We start from the raw sequence: 21,929 nt of genomic DNA, 5'->3' as shown, positions 1-21,929 counted from the left end.
CACAACCTGGTCGGTTTCCGTCTCGTTCATCGCTGTGCGCGAGCATCCGGGGCCGTTCGCTCAGCCACGCCCGGCGCAGCACCCGGACGGGAGTGCCGTCGTCCACCCTCAGACTCTGGGTGGCTCAAAGTAGCGATGCGCCGCCACCGGCGGCCCGGCAGCCACGGCAGCCTCGAATATGGACTGGGTGAGCGAGACGAACTCCTGCTCACGCTTATTCAGATTGGCCGTAGCCCAGTCGAGCCACCCCTGGCCATAGATTCGCCAATGACGGCGCGCGACTTCACCTTTGAAGTGCACCTCCAATGTGATTTTAGTGGCCGCTAGAGTTACGCGACCCACCACATAGTCCGAGAGCCAGAGACGGTAGATCAGATTACAGAAGGCGTGTTGCCGATTTTCCAGGAAAGTAAGAGGTTCCGGCGGCGGCTCCCAGCAGTGCGCGAGCGTCTCGTCATCCAAAGCACGGAGTATCAGTTCTTTGTGCATGGATGATCGGATCTCTTCATGCATGATGCGAGTCTGCTTTGCTTGATGCCAGATGGAGATCACGGCACCGAGGAAGGCTGCCGCAGAGAAGAGGACGGCTACCGCTCCGTAGACTTGGCCGACCTCACTCAACCTGTTCCAGTCCATCCCCACGGGCGCCACAGCGCGCAAGATGAAAGGAGACAAGGCTACGAGCGCCATAGCCCCTACCCCCGCGACAGCCCACAGGATCCGCTGTTTCCACAGTTTTCGATACCTCATCCGCGCCTCTTATGCTTGACAAGGACCGGCATTCACCTGAAGAGATCGGATCGACGCGATACAGGAAGGGGGCGGTTGTCAGGGTGTGCGGGCATTGAGCCAATGAAGGAATGCATCCCAGCTCCCCTTCGTCAGGTATATCCGTCGACTTACCGTCAGCTTTGAATCACGAAGCCATATGATGTCGACGACGTATGCCACCTCAAGGCAGTTTGCGCCAGTAGCGGATCGTGAGCTCTTGCGCCAGACCTGTCCCGCCACCCCGCCCCCCTCGGCCGTCCATAGCCATAGTCGCCAAGCTTCACACTGACGTCCAGCACTGGGAGTCGGACCGCCGGCCCATCCGGCCACCTCGCGAGAGGGACAGGAAGAGACGCCCCTTCACGCCCGAACTGTGGCGCTCCGCAGAGCGTGGGGCTTCGGAAACCCGACGAAGTCATCGGCATCGCCCCTCGGCGTCAACAGGCACGCGGGCGGGGGTCCAAGAGGGTTTGACCGTTGGCCTTCCGCAGCGCCCGGTGTTCGTTCTCCGCTCGTACCGCGTCCAACCACAGCCACAAGCCGGCCTCCTCGGGCCTCAGACCGGGGCAGGCGATGCGATGCGGGACGCGGCACACCGCGCCGGGGGCGGGCTCGTCCTGGCGGCTGTTCCACGCCGTGCCGTTGGAGTCCACGTACCAGCGGTGCCATGCGGGCACCATGTGCGCGGGTACCGGCATGCCCGGTTCGAGGAGGACATGTGTGCCGTAGTACGTGATGTGCCGCTCACCGGTCAGCCCGCAGTGGGGGCACTCGGGTGGGGCGGGTGGCTCGGGGCCGGTGGCGCCTTCCATCGCGGCCTGTGCCCGGTCGGTGTGCTCCCACGGGCGCGGCGCGTCAGGGGGCCGCTGCCGGTGTCCGTCGGGGTCGGGTAACGGGATGATGCTCGACGCTTCTGTGTCCCCCATGACTCGAGCATGTGCGGGAGTTCCGGCGCGGAGAAGGGCGCGTTCAGGGCGCAACGGGGCAATCCGGCGGGCGACTCGGGTCGTTGTGACGTTCACGGCACGGCGCGCGGAGAGTCCCGCACAACCCCGAGTGCCTCTCAGGTGTCCAGGACATGACCGGTAGGCGATGCTCCGGTCCGTCCGTCCCCTGTTTCGACGAGGAGAATCACCGTGCACCTCCGCCCCTCGGCAGCCGTCCTGGCCACCGTCGTGCTCGCCGTCGCCGGTCCCGCTGTCGCCGCGCCCCTGGCGCACGCGGAGGGGGGCGAGCCCGAGCTGGTCGTGTCCGCCCTGCCGTCCGCGACCCCCAAGCCGGGCGAGGTCTACGACAAGTCCGTCACCCTCACCAACCAGGGCACGGCCGCCGTGGACGGGGTCACCTTCCGGGTGCGTCTGACGCGTGGGCTGGACTTCCCCGAGCAGGTGAAGGGCTGCACCTACTCGACCGTCGAGGACCAGGTCAGGCAGGCGGTCTGTGAACTGGACACGGTCGTCGAGCCCGGCGCCTCCGTCACCACACCCGTCCGCTTCAAGGCGCTGGACAACGCCCTGATGGAGTCCGTCGAGTACGGCACGAGCGCGAGCGGTGACGCCCCGGGCGAGGGGTTCGGCGACAGCTACCGGCGGCTCACCCTGACCGCGGACAACACCGCCGATCTGGTCGCGGTGGGTGAGGAGATGGAGGCGCTGGCGGGCGGGGAGCAGTCGGTCACGGCGACCCTGCGCAACGACGGCCCGGGCTGGGTGCAGAACCAGGAGAGCGACGACCTTCCCGGTCTGCTGGTGCAGATCCCGCCGGGCACGGTCGCCGTGAAGGTGCCGAAGGACTGCGCGCCGTTCGGGATCGACGGGCCGAGCGCACCGCAGGGCACCACCGGCAAGCCGAAGTACGTGTGCTGGCCGCAGGACGGCACCCTCGACGTCGGCCAGTCCCTCATGTACACCTTCACCTTGAAGATCGCGAAGTCCGCGCAGGACACCGAGGGCGAGATCAAGGCGTCGTCCGTCTACGACATCGTCCCCGCTTACGACAAGAACCGCGCCAACAACATCGCCTCGATCGGCATCGACCTGCCGAGCGACTACGAGCCCGAGCCGAGTCCCTCGGACGGCGCCGACGGCGGTGCGGGCGACGGCGGCAACGGCAACGACCCCGAGGGCCAGGCCGCCGGCGGCACGGGCGCCACGACCTCCCCCTCGCCGTCCGCGACGGCTTCGGAGGGCTCCACGACCGGTGGCTCCACCGGCGGCAACCTCGCCGCGACCGGCTCCGACGGCACCCCGCTCCTCGCCGGTGCCGCGGCAGCCGCCGCGGTGCTGGGAGGCGGCCTGGTGGTCGCCGTCCGCCGCCGCAACTCCGTCAAGTCCGGCTGACGCGACCGGAGTCCGGCCCGCCGCCCCGTATTGCACCGGTCAATCCAAAACGGTTAGGGTGACGCCATGGCCCGACCGAGGATGTTCGACGAGGAGCGGGCCCTGGACGCGGCGATGCACACGTTCTGGAAGAAGGGCTATGAGGCCACTTCCACACAGGACCTGTGCGACGCCACGGGACTGGGGCGCAGCAGCGTCTACAACACGTTCAAGAGCAAGCACGACCTGTTCGAGCGCGCGCTGAGCCGCTACATCGACACCATGACGACCGCGCAGCTGGCCGTCCTGGAGGATTCGCGGCTCAACGGCGCCGACCGCATCCGCACGCTCTTCACCATGGTCATCGACGGCGACGCGGAACACCGGGCGGAGGGCCGCAGCATCGGCTGCCTGACGGTGAACACCACGGTCGAGCTGGCCGCCCGCGACACCGGCGCGGCGCGCATGCTGGAGCGTGACACAGCCCGCCGGCTGACGGCCTTGCGGGCGGTCGTCGAGGAGGGCCGGCGGGACGGCAGTATCACCTCCACCCGGGACACCGGCGCGCTGGCCCGGTTCCTCAACGCGGCGATCGCCGGCATGCGCGTCTCGGGCCAGGGCGGCGCAGACCGTGCCGCGATGGAGTCGATCGCCGAGGTCACCTTGGACGCCCTCACCCACTGATCCCCTCCCCTTCCCCTTCCCCTTCCCCAGCCCACCGGGTACCGGCTCACCGCCTGCGAACACACACTCCCGGATGCGCACACGCATGCCCAAATTTTGAACTGACCGATACATAACGGCGCCCTCCAAGCCCGTAGATCCCGGAAATCCCGGAAATCCCGGAAATTCCCAAGGAGACCGAAACCGTGCCACGTGCCGTATACGTCCTGGCGCTCGGCATCTTCGCCATGGTGACCAGTGAGTTCGTGGTCGCCGGGCTGATGCCCCAGATGGCCGATGGGCTGGACGCGACCATTCCGCAGATCGGGTATCTCATCACCGCGTTCGCGGTGGCCATGGCGGCCGGCGGGCCGTTCCTCACCGTGGCGCTCATGAAACTCCCGGCGCGCACGGCACTGATGGTGCTGTTCGCCATCTTCCTGACGGGCAACGTCCTCGCCGCCACCGCGAACGGCTACGCCGCGATGATGGCCGCCCGGATCATCAGCGGCGTCGCCTCCCAGGCCTTCTTCGGCGTGGGGATCTCGATGTGCGCCCGGATCACCCGCTCCGAGGTCCGGGGCCGTGCCATCGCGGTCGCGATGAACGGCCTCATGCTCGGCACCCTGCTCGGGCTGCCGCTGTCGACCCTGGTGGGCGAACGGCTCGGCTGGCGTGCGGCGTTCTGGGTGATCACCCTGATCACGGTGATCGCCGCGCTGGCCACCCTTCTCGGTGTGCCTCGCGTCGAGCGCGCCGAGGGCGACAACGGACTGCGTGCGGAGCTCGGCGTGTTCAGGAAGCCGCGCCTGTGGCTGGTGCTGTCCACCAGCACGCTCATCATCGGCGCCAGCTTCTCGGCCTTCAGCTATCTCAACCCGATCCTCACCGACGTCACCGGCTTCTCCGCCGGTACCGTCCCCTTCCTGCTGATCGCCTACGGTGCCGCCACCGTCGTCGGCAACACCGTCGTCGGGCGCCTCGCCGACCGTCACACCGTGCCGGTGCTCGCCGCAGGGCTGGTCCTGAACACCGCCTTCCTCGCCGGCTTCGCGCTGCTCGCCGGCCTGCCCGTCCCGGCCGTCGTCTGCATGATGGGCGTCGGGCTCGTCGGCGTCACCATGAACCCGGCGATGGTGACCCGCGTTCAGCGCACCGGCGGGGCGGGACCGCTGGTCAACACCGTGCACACCTCGTTCATCACGCTCGGCGTCATCATCGGCTCCTCCGTCGGCGCAGTCGTCATCGACAACTGGGGCTTGCGCGCCCCGCTCTGGCTGGGTGCGGTCATGGCGCTGGTGGGCCTGGCCACCGTCGTGCCCGACCCCTCCCGCCGCTCCACCGCTGTGAGCGACCCGGCGGGTGTCCGGGCCACCGAGCGGGAACAGCCGCAGCGGGTCTGAGCAGGGCCCGAGGCCATGTCCTCAGAGCACCCCGCCGGCCTCGTCCTGGAAGGCGTCCGTCCAGTAGTGGCGGACCGTTCTGTCCGCGGTGAGGCCGGTGGGGTCCACCGTCGACAGGACCTGAAGCATCGTCATGGCCAGTTGGTCGTAGGTGTCGGTGGTCAGCTCGTGGGACGACTGGGCGTCTATCGCGCGCTCACGGTGCAGGAGCCAGAGGGTGAAGGCGAGGGTCGACACGTCCGTGTTGAGGGGGTACAGCCTCGCCTCTGGTTCGCTCCAGTTCAGGACCGCGCCCGTCGCGCCGTCGACCACCAGGCTGTTGTCCTCGACGAGGTGGCCGAGGCGGATCAGACGGTGGGCCCCGGCCGGGAGCTGCGCGGGCGCGTCGGTGTCGGCGTAGTACTCGGCGAGCGTCGCCAGGGGGACGTCGGTGTCCAGGGAGAAGACGTGCGCGTCCTCCGGCAGGCCCACCTCGCGCAGGAAGCGGCGGGTCGGCTCGTGCGTGAGGGTCGCGGGGAAGTCGACGTCCTCGAAGCGCGCCACCTTGCGGGGCCCGAACTCCTGGTCCAGGAGACGGTGCGGGAGGTCCAGGGAGAGCCCGGACACGCCGCCGCGTCCCGCCACCAGGGACAGGGGGCGGATCAGCACCGCCATCTTCCAGAACGGGGCCGGTTCGCCGTCCGCGCCGTCGCGGAACACCGCGAGCAGGTGCTGGGACGCCTGCGCCACCGCCTTGGGGCCGAAGCGGCCCGCATAGGAGGCGAACTGGCCGCGGAGACCGGCCAGTTCGTCCGTGGCCTCGGCGAAGCGGACCAGTGTCCGCAGCGATGGGGCCAGGGGGCGGCGGTCCATCGGGCCGGGGCGGTCGTGCAGAACGTACGCCGTCGAGATCTCGCCCGTCGCGCCGTCCAGCAGGAGCGACTCCGTCTCCAGGCCGCCCGGGCCCAGCAGTCCGCCTATCACCAGCTGCTCGCGCAGCTCGGCCGGGAGACGGTCGTCCGGGTCTCCGGTCGAGTCGGCGACCGTGCGCAGGCCTTCGCGGCTCAGCTCCGCGAAGCTCAGCACGCCGCTGTCGCCGGGCAGTCCGGGGCCGGTCAGCCAGTGCCGCGTGGACGCGTGCGTCACCCAGGGGTCCAGGTCGGACTCGGTCAGGGTGATCACCGCGCAACCGGTGTCGGTCGTACTCATGGGCTCCCCCGCATGTGCTAGCTCACCGTCCCCCGGCGGGGCACGGCAGAATCGCCCGGCCCAGCCCGGCAGCCGTTCCCCACTGCCCAGAACAGTACGCCCGACCACTGACAACGCCCCGGAACAGCGACGCGCGCCCGGCGACCCCACGCGTCCACCTCACAAGACGCTCGGAGCACCCTCGCGCGTTCCCTCCCGCCGCAGAAATCGCTTCCGGTCTCTGGCGCGCCGTCAGTTCCGAGGCGCCTCGGCCGGGGCCCGGTGACCGGGATCCGGTGCGTGGAGCACGGCCGGCCCGGCCGACGGCACGGGCGGGCTCAGGCGCGTTCCGTGACCACCGCGGCCTGGGGGCGGATCGGGAGGCGGTTCACGGGGCGGCCCGTGGCGGCGCGGACGGCGGACGCGATGGCCGCCGGGGACGCCACCACCGGCACCGCGCTGACCGCCTTGGCCCCGAAGGGGGCGACCACGTCCCGTTCCTCGACCAGCCGGACGATGCGGATGTCGGGCGCGTCGAGGGCGGTCGGGAGGGCGTAACCGGTCAGGTCGGGGTGGCGGACGATGCCGCGCGGCGTGCGGAGGTTCTCGGTGAGGGCGATGCCCACCCCCTGCGTCACGCCCGCCTCGATCCGGGCGGCGAGCTGGGCCGGGTTCAGGACGCGGCCCACGTCCTGGGCGACGGCCAGTTCCACGACCCGCACGGAACCGATCTCGATGTCGACGTCCACCACCGCGCGAATCGCACAGAAGGCCATGCCCACGAAGGCGTCGCCCTGGCCGGTCTCGTCCAGGGGCTCGGTCGGGTGCGGGCGGCACTGGGCGGTGGCCCACAGCTCCTTGCCGTCCAGCGCCTCGGTGACGGTCGTGGAGAGGACCCCGTCGTACGACGTGATCTTGCCGTCGGTGATCTGGAGCAGCTCCGTCGACATGCCGAACTTGTGGGCGAGCGGCTGGAGGAGCTGGGTGCGGACCATCTTCGCCGCGCGCTCCACCGCCCCGCCGGAGACCCAGGTGTGGCGGCCGCGGCAGCCCGCGCCGGCCGGGGGCTGGTCGGTGTCCACCGGCGCCACGTGCACCTCGTCGATGCCGAGCGTCTCCTGGACGATCTGCCGGGCCAGCGTCGTGAAGCCCTGGCCGGTCTCGACGGCCGCGCACAGGACCGTCGCGACCCCGTCGTGGACCTTGACGGTCGCCGTGGAGACCTCGTCCGCGCCCTCAGCGCCGAGCATGTGCACCATGCCCACGCCGTAGCCCACGCCCCGGCGCACCGCGCCCGGCTCCCCCGCGCCCTCGGGTCCGCCGGGCAGCAGCCACTCGTCCTCGGGCGTGTCCTTGGGCAGCGGCGGCAACTCGACGTCCCGTACGGCCTGGAGGAGTTCGGCGACCGGGGCCGGGCAGGTCACGGTCTGGCCGGTCGGCAGCACGTCGCCAGTCGCCAGCGCGTTGCGCAGCCGCACCTCCGCCGGGTCGAGGCCGAGCTTCTTGGCGATCTTGTCCATCTGCGCCTCGTAGGCGGCACAGACCTGCATGGCGCCTTCGCCGCGTACGTGGCCGGACGGGGGGTTGTTGGTGCGTACGGCCCAGCCCTCGATGAAGGCGTTCGGGATGACGTAGGGGCCGCAGGCGAAGGAGACGGCGGCGGCCAGGGCCTCGGAGGAGGTGTCGGCGTAGGCACCCGCGTCGAGCAGGATCTGCGCCTCGACCTTGACGAGTCTGCCCTCGGCGTCGGCGTGGTGGCGGTAGCGCAGCAGGGTGGGGTGGCGGTGGACGTGGCCGAGGAAGGACTCCTCGCGTGTGGCGGTGAGCTTCACCGGGCAGCCGGTGCGCAGCGCCAGCAGGCCGAGCGGGAGCTGGAAGCCCTGGTCCTCGCGGTCGGCCGTGGCACCGGGAACGCCGGTGACGACGATCTTGACGCGCTCGGGTTCCAGCCCGAAGGCGGCGGCGGCCGCGTCGCGGTCGGCGTGCGGGTCGGTGGAGGCGAGGTACAGCTCCACCCCGCCGTCCGGGCGCGGCACGGCCAGGCCCGCCTCGGCGCCGATGGGCGCGGGGTCCTGGCGCCCGATGCGGTACAGGCCCTCGACGACGATCTCGCCGGCCGCGTCCGGGTCGCCGTGGCGCAGCGGGATGTGCCGGATCAGGTTGCCGTCGGGGTGCAGCGGCTCGGCCTCGAAGGCCTGTTCCGGGTCGGTCACCGGCTCGAGCACCTCGTACTCGACGATGACGGCGGCCGCCGCCATGCGCGCGGTATCCGGGTGGTCGGCGGCGACGGCGGCGATGGGCTCGCCGTGGTGGCGCACGACCTCGGAGGCGAAGACCGGGCGGTCGGCCGTGCCGCGGCCGTGGAACGGGCTGCCGGGGATGTCCTCGTGGGTGACGACGGCGCGGACGCCGGGCATCTCGCGCGCGTGGGTGGTGTCGATGGACAGGATGCGCGCGTGCGGGTGCGGTGAGCGCAGCACGGCCGCCCACAGCAGGCCCTCGGCCCACAGGTCGGCGGCGTAGGGGAAGGTGCCCTCCGTCTTGGCGCGGGCGTCGGCGGGCGGGAGCGAGGCGCCGATGCCGTGCGGGAGCGGTTCCGGGGCCGGGGCGGCCTCCGCGGCCTGTGTGGCCTGGGCGGTGGCTGCTTCGTTGCTCACGCGGGGCCTCCGTCCTGGCCGTAGGGCTGGTCGTGCGCTTCTGGGGAGTGCGGTCCGGGGGCGTGCGGTTCCGGGGGCACTCCGAAGGCCGACGCGTTCACGCCACCGGCGCCCGGGCCCGCCTGGCGCGGGATGCGGGCCTCCTCGGTGTCGCCGTCGCCCGGCGCGGAGTGGGCCTCGCGTTCGGCGACTACTTCCTTGACGGCGTCCACCACGCCCCGGTAGCCCGAGCAGCGGCACAGGTTGCCGCACAGCGCCTGGCGGGTCTCCAGCTCGGTGGGCGCCGGGTTGCCCTCCAGCAGGTCGTGCACGGTCATCGCCATGCCGGGGACGCAGAAGCCGCACTGCACGGCGCCGCAGCGCGCGAGCGCCCGCTGCACGTCCGACGGCTGCCCGTCCTCGGCCAGACCCTCGACGGTACGGACCTCGCTGCCGGCGGCGGTGACGGCCGGGACCAGGCAGGACGCCACGAGCCGCCCGTCGACCTGGACGTTGCACGCGCCGCACTCGCCCTGTGAGCAGCCGTCCTTGGCGCCCGCGAGTCCGAGCCGCTCGCGCAGCACGTACAGCAGGGATTCGCCGATCCACGCGTCGCTGACGGGGCGTTCGGTGCCGTTGACGCGCAGGACGTACGAGGCCAGGGGGTGTTCCTCCTGGGGGACGGTGCCGGACGGGGCGTCCGGGGCGCCGGCCGGCTCCTCGTCCGGGGCCGGGCCGTCCTGGGGCCCGCCGTCGGCGGTCTGCCGGCCGGTGCCGGTGTCGGCGTCGGCCTCCGCCGGGGCCGGCAGGGGCTCCACCGCGGGCTCGGAGGGGCTCTCGGCGGCCTCGGGGGCCTCTGGGGCGTCCGGCGCGTCCTCGGCGTGCTCACCGGCTTCGGGAGCGGCCTGTGAGGCGTCGTAGGCGTCCTGCGGGAGCGAGGAGGCTTCCGGGTGCGAGGCGGGCAGGGGTTCGCCGGGGAACTCGCCCGGGAAGTCGCCGGGTGCTTCCGCGTGCGACGGCTCGGACGGGTGAGCGGCGGACTGCCCCTGGTGGGCGTACTCGGTCTGCTCCGACCCGTGGTCGGCGTACTCGGCCTGCTCGGCGAACAGGGACGGGTCCGTCGGGTGACCGGCCTCTGCGGCCCCCGCCGGTGCGTAGTCCGACGGCTGGGGCGCGTGAGAGGGGCCGGGCGTCTCAGGCGCGTGGCCGGGGTTCCCGGACGTCTCCGGCGCATGGCCGAACTCCCCGTCGGGGTCTGCCTGCTGCTCCGGTGCGTATCCGGAGGCCGGTCCGGCGTCGGCCCGCCGACCGTGCCCGTGGTCCTGGTCGTGACCCGGGCCCTGGTCGTGGCCGTGTTCGTGGGGAGGAACCGAGTGGGCCGCCTCCTGCCCGGCCGGGTCCTGCGGGTCCTGCTCACCCCACGGCCGGCCCGCGGCCTGCGTTGCCCAGGGCGCGGGCGCGCCGCCGGGCAGCGTGGCCGGCGGGGTGCCGCCCCACTGCTCGACCAGCGAGGACGTGGTGAACTCGCCCGACTCGTCCGGAAGGTCGCCCCCGGCGACGGGGATGGACCACTGTCCGGTCACGTCATGGCCGGGCGCGGTCTCGGCCGCCGCCACGGTCTCCTCGAAGTTCCACTGGCCGGTCACCGGGGGGTCGTACGTGAACCGGTCGTCCCCGCCGTACTGCGGTGCCGTCGCGCCGGAGCCGTAGGGGGTGCCGGGGTCGTACGGCGTGTCGGAGCCGTAGGGCTGCTCGGGTACGTCGTGGCCCTGCTGCCGGTGCGCGCCGTGCTCGTGTCCGTGCTGCTGGTGCGCGGCGTTCGGGTCGTGCCACTGCGCTCCGTCGACCGGCGCGCCGGGCACCGGCCACGCGCCCGTGGCCGCCGGGTCGGTGCCGGCCGTGGTCGCGGGATCGACCGTTATCTGCGGCGGTACGTAGCCGTGGCCGGGCGCGGCCAGCGGGCTGTCGGCGGCCAGCAAGGCGTCGACGCCCCCCTCGGGCAGTTCGACGAAGGCCGTGGCGCCGTCGTCGTACTCGCCCTGGGGCAGCGGGTCCCAGCGGCTCCCGCCCCGGGGCGTGCCCTCTCCGTGCTGGTCGTCGGTCACGACAGCGCCCTCCCCAGTGCTCGTCGGGCCAGCGCGGCGACGGTGCGCCGCAGGTGCAGTACGGCGGGCGGAAGCGGTGCGACCGAGCCGTCCTCGGCCGGCGCCGCGTCGGGGATGCAGGCCGCGGCGACGTACTCCCCGAAGGCGTTCAGCGCCTCCGGGACGAGCGCGCGGTTGTTGTCCCAGTCGATGAGGCCGGCCACCCACTGCTCGGCCTCCAGGGGCCGCAGCGCCATCGGCGCTATGGCCCCCACCGCGCAGCGCACACCCCGGCGCGCGGGGTCCAGGACCAGGGCCACGGACGCCACCGCGCGTCCCGGGCCGGTCCGGCCGGTGGCCTTCAGGAAGACCTGCGGGGCGTGCAGCAGCGGCACGCGCACGAAGCCGATGAGTTCACCGGCGCGCAGCATGTCCATCCCGGCCAGCAGGTGCGAGACGGGGATCTCGCGGCGGGCTCCGCCCGGTCCCGCGATGATCAGGGTCGCCTCCAGGGCGGCCAGCACCGGCAAGGCGTCGCCGGTGGGGGCGGCCGAGGCGATGTTGCCGCCGAGGGTGCCCGCGTTGCGGATGTGCGGCGGGCCGGCGGCGCGCGCGGCGGCGGCGAGCGCCGGGATCAGGGCCGCGAAGTCGGGGCGGCCCATGCGGGCGTGCGTGAGGCCCGCGCCGAGCAGCGCGTGACCGTCCAGGTACTGCCAGCCGCGGATCTCGCTGATCCGGCCGAGTCCCACCAGGGCGGCGGGCCTGAGCTGCCCGGAGTTGACGGCCGCCATCAGGTCGGTGCCGCCCGCGACGGGCACGGCGGCGGGCACGGCGGTGAGCGCCGCGACGGCCTCGTCCAGCGTCGTGGGCAGCGTGACGGCCTGCGCCGCCTGCGGTGCGTGCGTGGTCAAACCGGCTGCCCCTTCCCGCTGCCCCACCTGGTCCCACCTGTGCTGCCGTACGGTACGTGCTGACAGGGCGGACGTGGCAACTCTGGCACATCTTGGCGAGAGCCGAAGACACGGGTCCGCTAGGAGGCATTCGCCCACCTCACCGGCGAGATGGTCCGTTTTCGCACAGGTTCGCCAATGCATGCCGATTGGCACTTTCGGTGACCCTTGTGCGCTTTTTCCGCGGCCTGTTCGAGCTGTTCGGTCGCGGCTGCCGGCGCTACCGGCTGGGCGGTGGGCCGTCGATCGGGCGGCCCACCACTCCGGGGCGCCGCTGCCAGGGCAGCGGGCCCGTCGGGGGCCGGTAGGCGACCCCCAGGGCGTCCAGCCGCCGGTAGTGGGCCGTCATACGGCGCTGGAACCCGGCGAAATCCCGTTCCGCCGGGGCGGGCAGGGCGCTCCAGGCGACTTCGGCGAAGGCCGCGAGGCGGGGGAAGGCCTGGTAGTCCACGCGTGCGTGGTCCTCCATCACCTCGGTCCACAGGTTGGCCTGCGTGCCCAGCACATGGCATGCCTCCTCGGGCGTCAACTCCGGTGGAACGGGCTCGAACCGGTAGACGTCCTCCAGGGTGCGCACCCACCCGATCGGTACCGGCTCCTCGGGGCCCGGGGCCTGACGGTGGTCCAGGTACACCTGCTGCTCCGGGCACATGACGACGTCGTGGCCGGCCCGGGCGGCGGCGATGCCTCCGGCGTAACCGCGCCAGGACGACACGGCCGCGCCCTTCGCCAGACCGCCCTCCAGGATCTCGTCCCAGCCGATCAGCCGCCGTCCACGCGCGCTGAGCCAGGCGTCGAAGTGCCCGATGAACCAGGACTGGAGCCCGTCCTCGTCCGCGAGCCCGAGTTCCCTGATGCGCGCTTGGGCCGTCTCCGACCGCCGCCACTGCTCCTTGGGGCATTCGTCGCCGCCGATGTGCACGAACTCCGAGGGGAACAGCCGGAGCACTTCCTCGAGGACGCCCTCGTAGAAGCGCAGGGTGTTGTCGGTGGGGGCGAGTACGTTCGGGTTGATTCCCCAGGTGTCCCAGACGGAGAGGGAGGTCGTGTCGATGACATCGGTGTTGCCGAGTTCCGGGTATGCGGCGATGGCGGCCTGCGAGTGGCCCGGTACGTCGATTTCGGGGACGACGGCGATATGCCGCTCGGCGGCGTACGCGACGATCTCCCGGATGTCGTCCTGGGTGTAGTAACCGCCGTGCGGCTTGTCCTCCCACAACGGCGAGGCCCGGTGGCCGGTTTTCGTACGGGCGCGCCAGGAGCCGATCTCGGTCAGCCGCGGATGCCGCTCGATCTCGATGCGCCAGCCCTGGTCGTCCGTCAGATGGAAGTGGAAGACGTTGAGTTTGTGCGCCGCCATCAGATCGAGGTAACGCAGTACGCCTTCCTTGGGCGTGAAGTGCCGGGCGACGTCGAGCATCAGACCGCGCCAGCGGAATCGGGGGCCGTCCTCGATCCTGAGATACGGCACGCTCCAGACGCGGTCGCGATCGAGCGGGGCCCTGCGGTAGGCGTCGGGGCCGAGGAGCTGACGCAGGGTCTGGGCGCCCCAGAAGACACCGGCCGCGTCGCCGCCCTCGACGAGGATTCCGCCCGGGTCGCTGACGAGGCGGTACTCCTCGGGGCCGAGCCCGGGGTCGAGCCGCAGCCCGATGCCGTCGCCACCGGCGCCGTCGGGGTGCCCACCTTCGCGCAGCGGCAGGCCGGTGGACTGCCGGAGGACCCCGCACAGCCAGTGTGCGGTGCCTTCCGTCGCGGTGTCGGCGCAGATCCGGGAGTGCCGTGTCAGCCGCACCTCTCCGGAGCCGGCGACGGTGCTGCGGGGCGCGGGAATCAGTTCGGTCACGTCAATCCTTCACCTTGCAGAAGACGAGCGGGAAAAGGATCTGCCGCAGGAATCGTGCCCTGCTCGCCCCGTCGACGTACGCGGCCTCCTCCAGCGTCTCCGGAACGGCTTTCACGAACCGAGGACCAGCGAGCCCGGCGTGTTGATCACAAGGGTGGTCCGGAGGCGGAAGCGGAATCGCCTGACGGCGGTCGCGGCGAGAAACACGATCAGCCCGGCGGTGATCACGGCACAGCCCGTCACGACAATGCTGCTGAGGAAGGAGCGGCCGAATTCCCCCTGCCCGCGGACACACCATTTCGCCGTGCACCCCACATCGGAGGCCGGGGACTGCGCGAACCCGCCCACAGAGGTCTGAACCTCCCTGCGTCCGGCGGACGGCACCCCGCACGACGCCCGACAGCACAAAAGCCCCCAGGCCGCGTGAAACGCACCCTGGGGGCTCCACACCCGCAGGCCGGGGCTACTGGTCGCCCTTGCCCTCGTCCCCGGAGCTCATGGACTCGTAGATCTCCTTGCACATGGGACACACGGGGTACTTCTTCGGGTCGCGGCCCGGCACCCAGACCTTGCCGCACAGCGCCACGACGGGAGTGCCGTCGAGGGCGCTCGCCATGATCTTGTCCTTCTGGACGTAATGGGCGAAGCGCTCGTGGTCACCGTCACCGTGCGAGGTCTGCGGCGTCGGCTCAACGAGGGTCCCCGTACCAGTCCCGCGCTCGGGCTCGAGAGTGCTCATAGGGCCAAGGGTACTGAAGCCCGGGCGCATCAGTTGAGCGAAGGGTCGTCCGGGTAGGTCGCCACCATCGCCAGCTCGCTGCGCTGGCGGCGCAGCACCTCGCGCCAGAGCCGCTCGGGAGACGGGGACGAGACGTCACCCGGCTCCGACTCGACCACGTACCAGGCGCCCTCCGCGAGCTCGTCCTCCAGCTGGCCCGGGCCCCAGCCGGCGTACCCGGCGAAGATGCGCAGGGAGCCGACGGCGGAGGCCAGCAGCTCCGGCGGGGCCTCGAGATCGACCAGGCCGATCGCGCCGTGCACCCTGCGCCAGCCCAGCGGGGCCGCCTCGCCGGTCGCGCCGCCGGGGACGACCGCGACCCCGAGGGCGGAGTCCAGCGACACCGGGCCGCCCTGGAACACGACACCCGGTTCCACGGCGAGATCCCCCCAGCCCTCCAGGATGTCCCCCACGCCCACCGGGGTGGGGCGGTTGAGGACCACGCCGAGCGAGCCCTCCTCGTCGTGGTCGAGGAGCAGCACCACCGCACGGTCGAAGTTCGGGTCCGCCAGGGCGGGGGTGGCCACGAGCAACCGCCCTGTGAGCGAGGACACCTCGGTCATGGCAGACATGATCCCGCATTCTCCCCGCGCGTGGGGAGGCGATGCGGCACGAGGAGGGGGCCGCAGCTCAGGGCGCACCGAAGCGTCCCCACGCGCACGAAACCGGTCGTGACCCCATGTGCCCGGTGCGGAACGGTTCGTGTTGTGACAGAGCGGTGACGTGGCTGGGTCTCACTCAGGCTTACAGAAGGGGGGTGGTGGGCGATTACCCTTTCCCTTCTGACCCCTGCCCGACTCCATGGAACGCGAGATTCATGACCGTCAACGACGATGTCCTGCTTGTCCACGGCGGAACCCCGCTGGAGGGCGAGATCCGTGTCCGCGGTGCGAAGAACCTCGTACCGAAGGCCATGGTCGCAGCGCTGCTGGGCAGCGCTCCGAGCCGGCTGCGCAACGTTCCTGACATCCGCGACGTCCGGGTCGTGCGGGGTCTGCTGCAGCTGCACGGTGTGACGGTCCGTCCGGGTGACGAGCCCGGCGAACTGGTGATGGACCCGACGCGCGTGGAGAGCGCGAACGTCGCCGACATCGATGCCCATGCCGGTTCGAGCCGGATCCCGATCCTGTTCTGCGGCCCGCTGCTGCACCGCCTCGGCCACGCGTTCATCCCCGGCCTCGGCGGCTGCGACATCGGCGGCCGGCCCATCGACTTCCACTTCGAGGTGCTGCGGCAGTTCGGCGCGAAGATCGAGAAGCGGGAGGACGGGCAGTACCTGGAGGCGCCACGGCGGCTGCGCGGCACGAAGATCGCGCTGCCGTACCCGTCCGTCGGAGCGACCGAGCAGGTGCTGCTGACGGCCGTCCTGGCGGAGGGCGTCACGGAGCTGTCCAACGCGGCCGTCGAGCCGGAGATCGAGGACCTCATCTGCGTGCTGCAGAAGATGGGCGCGATCATCGCGATGGACACCGACCGGACGATCCGCATCACGGGTGTGGACCAGCTCGGCGGCTACAACCACCGCGCCCTTCCGGACCGCCTGGAGGCCGCGTCCTGGGCGTCGGCGGCGCTGGCGACCGAGGGCAACATCTACGTCCGCGGCGCGCAGCAGCGCTCGATGATGACGTTCCTGAACACCTACCGGAAGGTGGGCGGTGCCTTCGAGATCGACGACGAGGGCATCCGCTTCTGGCACCCCGGCGGCCAGCTGAAGTCCATCGCGCTGGAGACGGACGTGCACCCCGGGTTCCAGACGGACTGGCAGCAGCCGCTGGTCGTGGCCCTGACCCAGGCCACGGGCCTGTCCATCATCCACGAGACGGTCTACGAGTCCCGCCTCGGCTTCACGTCCGCGCTGAACCAGATGGGCGCGCACATCCAGCTCTACCGCGAGTGCCTGGGCGGCTCGAACTGCCGCTTCGGCCAGCGCAACTTCCTGCACTCGGCCGTCGTCTCCGGCCCGACCAAGCTGCAGGGCGCGGACCTGGTCATCCCCGACCTCCGCGGCGGCTTCTCGTACCTGATCGCGGCCCTGGCGGCCCAGGGCACGTCCCGCGTCCACGGCATCGGCCTGATCAACCGCGGCTACGAGAACTTCATGGAGAAACTCGTCGAGCTGGGCGCGAAGGTCGAGCTGCCGGGCAAGGCGCTCGGCTGATCCACTGATCCCGGCCCTGCGCCCACGCCCGCCCGGCCGGGGGTCCGGGGGTCGTCCCCCGGGCAAGCACAGCATGGAGAAGCTCGTGGAGCTGGGCGCGAAGGTGGAGCTGCCGGGCAAGGCGCTCGGCTGATCCACTGATCCCGGCCCTGCGCCCACGCCCGCCCGGCCGGGGGTCCGGGGGTCATCCCCCGGGCCGGCACAGCATGGAGAAGCTCGTCGAGCTGGGCGCGAAGGTCGAGCTGCCGGGCAAGGCGCTCGGATAGTCCCGCACCGCACACGCCGAGGGGCGGCCACCTGGATCAGGTGGCCGCCCCTCGGCGTTTCCTGCGGTTCTGCGTGGCGCGCCCCGAAGGGGCGCGGGGAACTGCGCGACCGGCCAGAGGCGGCCCGCAGTCGCCCACGGCGCACGCGACGGGCCGCTTACTTGCCCTTGGCCGCTTCCTTGAGCTTCGAGCCCGCGGAGACCTTCACGCTGTAACCGGCGGGGATCTGGATGGGCTCGCCGGTCTGCGGGTTGCGGGCGGTGCGAGCGGCACGGTGGGTGCGCTCGAAGGTCAGGAAGCCGGGGATGGTGACCTTCTCGTCGCCCTTGGAGACGATGTCGCCGACGACGTCGGCGAACGCGGCCAGCACGGCGTCGGCGTCCTTGCGAGTCACCTCGGCGCGGTCGGCCAGCGCGGCCACCAGCTCACTGCGGTTCATGTTCTTACTCCCGTGTTCATCTTGCCGTTGAGGCGTCAGATCGAAGCCGATGCTGCCAGGGTCCTCGATGAGTCCCCGGACCCGGGTCCGTCGTCAGACCCTCGCGCCCAGAGACGCATCCTGCCCCTACCTGCGGCGGGAAAGCCAATCCGGCACCCGCAGGAGTCGTGAGAACACCCTTGGGGAGTCACACGAAAAGAGGGCCTGAGCCTGGCGCCACGATAGCTCCGCTGCTGACAGGGTTCTTGCGACGCGCCGGGTTCCAGGCTGCCGTGGGGTTACTCACAGTCCGGGCGCCTGGCCCCGTGGGGCCCGGTCCGGCCTCGGTCTCAGACACCGGCCGGGCTGCCCACCGTCGCACCGACCGCCTTGGCGGCCTCCCGCACGGCGCCGGCGACCGCGCCCGCGACCTTGTCGTTGAAGACGCTCGGAATGATGTAGTTCGGGTTCAGCTCGTCCTCGGTCACCACGTCCGCGAGTGCCTTCGCCGCGGCCAGCATCATCTCGGTGTTGACCGTACGGGACTGCGCGTCCAGCAGACCGCGGAAGACGCCCGGGAAGACCAGCACGTTGTTGATCTGGTTCGGGAAGTCCGAGCGGCCGGTGGCGACAACGGCCGCGGTCTGGCGGGCGATTGCCGGGTCGACCTCGGGGTCCGGGTTCGCAAGCGCGAACACGATGGCACCCTCGGCCATGGCGGCCACGTCGTCGCCGTCGAGGACGTTCGGGGCGGAGACGCCGATGAACACGTCAGCGCCGCGCACGGCCTCCTTGAGGGTGCCGGTGAGGCCCTCGGGGTTGGTGTTGTCGGCGATCCAGCGCAGCGCCGAGTCGGGGGCGGCGTCCACCAGGTCCTCGCGGCCCGCGTGCACGACACCGTGGATGTCGGCGACGACGGCGTTCTTGACGCCCGCGGCGAGCAGCAGCTTCAGGATGGCCGTGCCGGCGGCGCCGGCGCCGGACATGACGACGCGGATGTTCTCCATGGCCTTGCCGGTGACGCGCAGCGCGTTGGTCAGGGCGGCCAGGACGACGATCGCGGTGCCGTGCTGGTCGTCGTGGAAGACGGGGATGTCGAGGGCCTCGCGCAACCGGGCCTCGATCTCGAAGCAGCGGGGGGCGGAGATGTCCTCGAGGTTGATGCCCGCGAAGCCCGGGGCGATCGCCTTGACGATCTCGACGATGGCGTCGGTGTCCTGGGTGTCGAGGCAGATCGGCCAGGCGTCGATGCCGGCGAACCGCTTGAACAGGGCGGCCTTGCCCTCCATGACGGGCAGCGCGGCCTTGGGGCCGATGTTGCCCAGGCCCAGCACGGCGGAGCCGTCCGTCACGACCGCAACGGAGTTGCGCTTGATGGTGAGGCGGCGGGCGTCCTCGGGGTTCTCGGCGATCGCCATGCACACCCGGGCCACGCCCGGGGTGTAGACCATGGACAGGTCGTCACGGTTGCGGATGGGGTGCTTGGACGCCATCTCGATCTTGCCACCGAGGTGCATGAGGAAGGTCCGGTCCGAGACCTTGCCAAGGGTGACGCCCTCGATGCCGCGGAGTTCCTCGACGATCTCGTCCGCGTGCGCGGTCGACGTCGCCGCGATGGTGACGTCGATGCGGAGCTTCTCGTGACCGGACGCGGTGACGTCGAGGCCGGTCACCGAGCCTCCGGAGGACTCCACGGCGGTGGTGAGCTGCGAGACGGCGGTTCCGCTCGCGGGCACCTCCAGCCGGACCGTCATCGAGTAGGAGACGCTGGGCGCCGTTGCCATGGCCGACTTCCTCTGCTTTCACCTGACGCTGAGTTGTGCCGTCCGATCGTCGCACCTACCGCTGAGTAGCAGGTAGCCGCCCTCAATTGCGAACGTTTTGTTCGCGGAATGGGGCAGCAAAAAGAGACCCACGTCACGTGGACGTGGGTCTCTTCGAAGTAAGTGGCACCGACCCGCCATGCTCGCCTCGCGGCAAGTGGTCGCTCGTAGCGACGAAGGTTGGGCCCGGGGGCTTGGATCGAGCCGGTGCCACGTCCAGGCTAACAAACAGATCCCGTAAGGCCATTCCCGTACCGGTGGTTCATTTCGCCGGCAAGTGGGTAGCGGGCCTCAGTCCCTGAGCAGATCCGGAACTCCCGCCGCGTCGGGCTCGTCGCGGTCGGCGGAGACGACCGTGAGCTGCTGGGTGGCCCGGGTCAGCGCGACGTAGAGGACGCGCAGTCCGGCCGGGGACTCGTCGGCGATCTCCGCCGGGGAGACCACGACCGTCGCGTCGTACTCCAGGCCCTTGGCCTCCAGGCTGCCGAGGGCGACGACCCGGTCGCCGAGGCCGGCGAGCCAGCGGCGGGCCTCCTCCCGGCGCTGCATGGCGACGACCACGCCGACCGTGCCGTCGACGCGTTCCAGCAGCCGGGCGGCCTCGTCCCGGACGGTGGCGCCCAGACTGTCCTCGACGACGGTGAAGCGCGGCTCGACGCCGGTGGAGCGCACCGCCTTCGGCGAGACGGAGCCGGGCATGGCCAGGGCGAGGACCTTCGAGGCCAGCTCGGCGATCTCGGCCGGGTTGCGGTAGTTCACGGTGAGTTCGAAGCGGCGGCGGGGGCGGGTGCCGAGGGCCTCGTCACGGGCCTCGGCGGCCTCGTCCGGGTCGGACCAGGAGGACTGCGCCGGGTCGCCGACGACCGTCCAGGTGGCGTGCCGGCCGCGACGGCCGACCATGCGCCACTGCATCGGGGTGAGGTCCTGGGCCTCGTCGACGATGACGTGGGCGTACTCGACGCGTTCCTGGGCGAGGCGTTCGGCGCGCTCGCGCTGCGACTCCTCGCGCACCGGCATCAGCTCCTCCAGGCCGGTGAGCTGGTCGAGCGGGTCGAGTTCGCGCTTCCTGCGGGGGCGGGCAGGGGCGCCGAGGACCGCCTGGAGCTCGTCGAGCAGGGCGATGTCGTGCACCGAGCGGCCCTCGCGCCGCAGCGAGCGGGCGACCTTCCGGACCTCGCCGGGGTTGAGGATCCGCCGGGCCCAGCGGCCGAGGCGGCGTTCGTCGGCCATGGCGTCGAGGACGGCCCCCGGGGTCAGCTCCGGCCACCAGGCGTCGAGGAAGGCGATGAAGTCGTCCTCGGAGGTGATGTCCTCGTCGAAGGAGGACCGCAGCTCGGCGGCGAGCTCGGGGTCGGTGTGCCGGCCGGCCGCGCCGGAGCGCTCCCACAGGGCGTCCAGCAACAGCTTGCGGGCGCGGGGACGCAGCAGGTTCACGGGGGCGGTGCCGCCGAGGGCCGCGCGGCGGACGCCGTCCAGCTCCCCGGCTTCCAGCTCCAGGCGGCGGCCGAAGGCGACCACGCGCAGCCGGGCCGGAGGGTCGTTCAGCTCCAGGGCGCCGCGCGCGGCCTTGCGCAGCACCTTGAGCATGCGGGAGGAGCCCTTGGCGCGGGCCACGGACGGGGAGTCGTAGAGCGTGGCCTCGGCGCCCTCGACCAGGGAGCCGATGGCGCGGATGGCGACCTGGCCCTCCTCGCCGAGGGAGGGCAGCACGCCTTCGGTGTAGGCGACGAGCAGCGGGGTCGGGGAGACGATCAGGATGCCGCCCGCGTAGCGGCGCCGGTCCTGGTAGAGGAGGTAGGCGGCGCGGTGCAGGGCGACGGCGGTCTTGCCGGTGCCCGGGCCGCCCTCGACGTACGTCACGGAGGCGGCGGGGGCGCGGATGACCAGGTCCTGCTCGGCCTGGATGGAGGCGACGATGTCGCGCATGGTGTGGCTGCGGGCCTGGCCGAGCGCGGCCATCAGGGCGCCGTCGCCGATGACGGGCAGTTCGTCGCCGTCGAGGTACGCCGTGAGCTCGGGGCGCATCAGGTCGTCCTCGACGCCCAGGACCCGGCGGCCCTTGGAGCGGATGACGCGGCGGCGGACGACCCGGCCCGGGTCGACCGGGGTGGAGCGGTAGAAGGGGGCGGCGGCCGGGGCCCGCCAGTCGATGACCAGGGGCGCGTAGTCCCGGTCGAGCACGCCGATGCGGCCGATGTGCAGGGTCTCGGCGATGTCGGCGGTGTTGTCGGGGCGTACGGCGCCCTCCGCCGGCTCGACGGCGGTGTACGCCCCGTCGGGGCCCTTCTTGCCGTCCTTGCCGGTCAGCAGGTCGATACGGCCGAAGAGGAAGTCCTCGAACTCGTTGTTCAGCCGGCTGAGGTGGATGCCCGCGCGGAAGACCTGCGCGTCCCGCTCGGCGAGTGCGCCGGGGGTGCCGACCTGGCCGCGCCGGGCGGCGTCCTGCATGAGGAACTCCGCCTCGTGGATCTTCTCCTCGAGGCGCCGGTACACCTGGTCCAGGTGTTCCTGTTCGACGTGGATCTCCCGGTCACGAACCGAGTCGTGCACCGAACCGACCGCGCCTTGTCTGTGAGCCTGAGCGGCCACCGGGCCCCCTTCTGACGTGCTGGGCAGCCGTCAACCGTACGCGAAGGGGACCCCTGGAA

Annotated in this window: 17 protein-coding genes and 1 pseudogene; 4 read left to right on the top strand and 14 right to left on the bottom strand. The window is 71.6% G+C overall.

The features are described 5' to 3' along the window. Positions 1 to 108: 108 nt before the first annotated feature. From ADK65_RS11330 to ADK65_RS11325, 3 genes are all read right to left on the bottom strand, one after another. Positions 109 to 690 carry a DUF6082 family protein gene (locus tag ADK65_RS11330; RefSeq protein ID WP_053669848.1) on the bottom strand — a complete coding sequence of 194 codons (582 nt, stop codon included), beginning with the start codon at positions 688 to 690 and terminating at the stop codon, positions 109 to 111. Between the two features lie 138 nt (positions 691 to 828). Beyond that, on the bottom strand, positions 829 to 1,011 hold the full coding sequence (locus ADK65_RS39905) for a DUF397 domain-containing protein (protein ID WP_159038769.1): 183 nt from the start codon (positions 1,009 to 1,011) through the stop codon (positions 829 to 831). Between the two features lie 197 nt (positions 1,012 to 1,208). Further along, positions 1,209 to 1,697, bottom strand: coding sequence for a DUF6083 domain-containing protein (locus ADK65_RS11325; RefSeq protein WP_053669847.1), 489 nt, complete (start codon positions 1,695 to 1,697; stop codon positions 1,209 to 1,211). 210 nt (positions 1,698 to 1,907) lie between these two features. Between ADK65_RS11325 and ADK65_RS11320 the strand changes: the two genes are divergently transcribed. From ADK65_RS11320 to ADK65_RS11310, 3 genes are all read left to right on the top strand, one after another. Next, positions 1,908 to 3,110, top strand: coding sequence for an LPXTG cell wall anchor domain-containing protein (locus tag ADK65_RS11320; protein WP_234352850.1), 1,203 nt, complete (start codon positions 1,908 to 1,910; stop codon positions 3,108 to 3,110). 66 nt (positions 3,111 to 3,176) lie between these two features. After that, positions 3,177 to 3,773 carry a TetR/AcrR family transcriptional regulator gene (locus ADK65_RS11315; protein WP_053669845.1) on the top strand — a complete coding sequence of 199 codons (597 nt, stop codon included), beginning with the start codon at positions 3,177 to 3,179 and terminating at the stop codon, positions 3,771 to 3,773. Between the two features lie 185 nt (positions 3,774 to 3,958). Further along, positions 3,959 to 5,155: an MFS transporter gene (locus ADK65_RS11310; RefSeq protein ID WP_053669844.1), complete on the top strand. Its 1,197-nt coding sequence runs from the start codon at positions 3,959 to 3,961 to the stop codon at positions 5,153 to 5,155. Between the two features lie 21 nt (positions 5,156 to 5,176). On the opposite strand, the gene ADK65_RS11305 is transcribed toward ADK65_RS11310, so the two are convergent. The 8 genes and pseudogenes from ADK65_RS11305 to ADK65_RS11270 all read right to left on the bottom strand — a co-directional run bounded on the left by ADK65_RS11305 (position 5,177) and on the right by ADK65_RS11270 (position 15,179). Further along, the gene (locus ADK65_RS11305) at positions 5,177 to 6,343 is read right to left on the bottom strand and encodes an SUKH-4 family immunity protein (RefSeq protein ID WP_053669843.1); all 1,167 of its coding nucleotides are present in this window, start codon (positions 6,341 to 6,343) and stop codon (positions 5,177 to 5,179) included. A 317-nt stretch (positions 6,344 to 6,660) separates the two neighbouring features. After that, positions 6,661 to 8,979, bottom strand: a complete 2,319-nt coding sequence (locus ADK65_RS11300; RefSeq protein ID WP_053669842.1) for a xanthine dehydrogenase family protein molybdopterin-binding subunit — start codon at positions 8,977 to 8,979, stop codon at positions 6,661 to 6,663. Continuing rightward, positions 8,976 to 11,063, bottom strand: coding sequence for a (2Fe-2S)-binding protein (locus ADK65_RS11295; protein WP_053669841.1), 2,088 nt, complete (start codon positions 11,061 to 11,063; stop codon positions 8,976 to 8,978). The genes ADK65_RS11300 and ADK65_RS11295 overlap by 4 nt, the downstream gene beginning before the upstream one ends. Then, on the bottom strand, positions 11,060 to 11,953 hold the full coding sequence (locus ADK65_RS11290) for an FAD binding domain-containing protein (RefSeq protein WP_053669840.1): 894 nt from the start codon (positions 11,951 to 11,953) through the stop codon (positions 11,060 to 11,062). The genes ADK65_RS11295 and ADK65_RS11290 overlap by 4 nt, the downstream gene beginning before the upstream one ends. Before the next feature lie 259 nt (positions 11,954 to 12,212). Then, positions 12,213 to 13,838, bottom strand: coding sequence for a beta-N-acetylhexosaminidase (locus tag ADK65_RS11285; protein WP_053669839.1), 1,626 nt, complete (start codon positions 13,836 to 13,838; stop codon positions 12,213 to 12,215). Positions 13,839 to 13,857: 19 nt separating this feature from the next. Beyond that, positions 13,858 to 14,120, bottom strand: a pseudogene (locus tag ADK65_RS11280) (carbohydrate ABC transporter permease); the annotation flags it as partial. Positions 14,121 to 14,301: 181 nt separating this feature from the next. Then, the gene (locus ADK65_RS11275) at positions 14,302 to 14,577 is read right to left on the bottom strand and encodes a DUF3039 domain-containing protein (protein ID WP_053669953.1); all 276 of its coding nucleotides are present in this window, start codon (positions 14,575 to 14,577) and stop codon (positions 14,302 to 14,304) included. 29 nt (positions 14,578 to 14,606) lie between these two features. Then, positions 14,607 to 15,179: a YqgE/AlgH family protein gene (locus ADK65_RS11270; protein ID WP_053669837.1), complete on the bottom strand. Its 573-nt coding sequence runs from the start codon at positions 15,177 to 15,179 to the stop codon at positions 14,607 to 14,609. 254 nt (positions 15,180 to 15,433) lie between these two features. On the opposite strand from ADK65_RS11270, the gene murA reads away from it, so the two are divergent. Continuing rightward, complete coding sequence (gene murA / locus ADK65_RS11265; RefSeq protein WP_053669836.1) at positions 15,434 to 16,774, top strand: UDP-N-acetylglucosamine 1-carboxyvinyltransferase; 1,341 nt, start codon at positions 15,434 to 15,436, stop codon at positions 16,772 to 16,774. A 423-nt stretch (positions 16,775 to 17,197) separates the two neighbouring features. Here the strand turns inward: murA and ADK65_RS11260 are convergent, their stop codons facing one another. The 3 genes from ADK65_RS11260 to ADK65_RS11250 form a co-directional block, all read right to left on the bottom strand. Next, entirely contained in the window at positions 17,198 to 17,479 is a 282-nt protein-coding gene (locus tag ADK65_RS11260; protein WP_003990598.1) for an HU family DNA-binding protein, read from the bottom strand. 329 nt (positions 17,480 to 17,808) lie between these two features. After that, a complete protein-coding gene (locus ADK65_RS11255) occupies positions 17,809 to 19,242 on the bottom strand; it encodes an NAD-dependent malic enzyme (RefSeq protein WP_053669835.1) in 1,434 nt (477 codons plus the stop codon). 330 nt (positions 19,243 to 19,572) lie between these two features. Beyond that, on the bottom strand, positions 19,573 to 21,870 hold the full coding sequence (locus tag ADK65_RS11250; protein ID WP_053669834.1) for a HelD family protein: 2,298 nt from the start codon (positions 21,868 to 21,870) through the stop codon (positions 19,573 to 19,575). Positions 21,871 to 21,929 lie beyond the last annotated feature (59 nt).

The sequence above is a fragment of the Streptomyces sp. NRRL B-1140 genome, assembly GCF_001280065.1.
GTDB lineage: Bacteria > Actinomycetota > Actinomycetes > Streptomycetales > Streptomycetaceae > Streptomyces.
The sequence above is the reverse complement of the archived record's forward strand: the minus strand, read 5'-3'. Positions and strand labels throughout refer to the sequence as shown.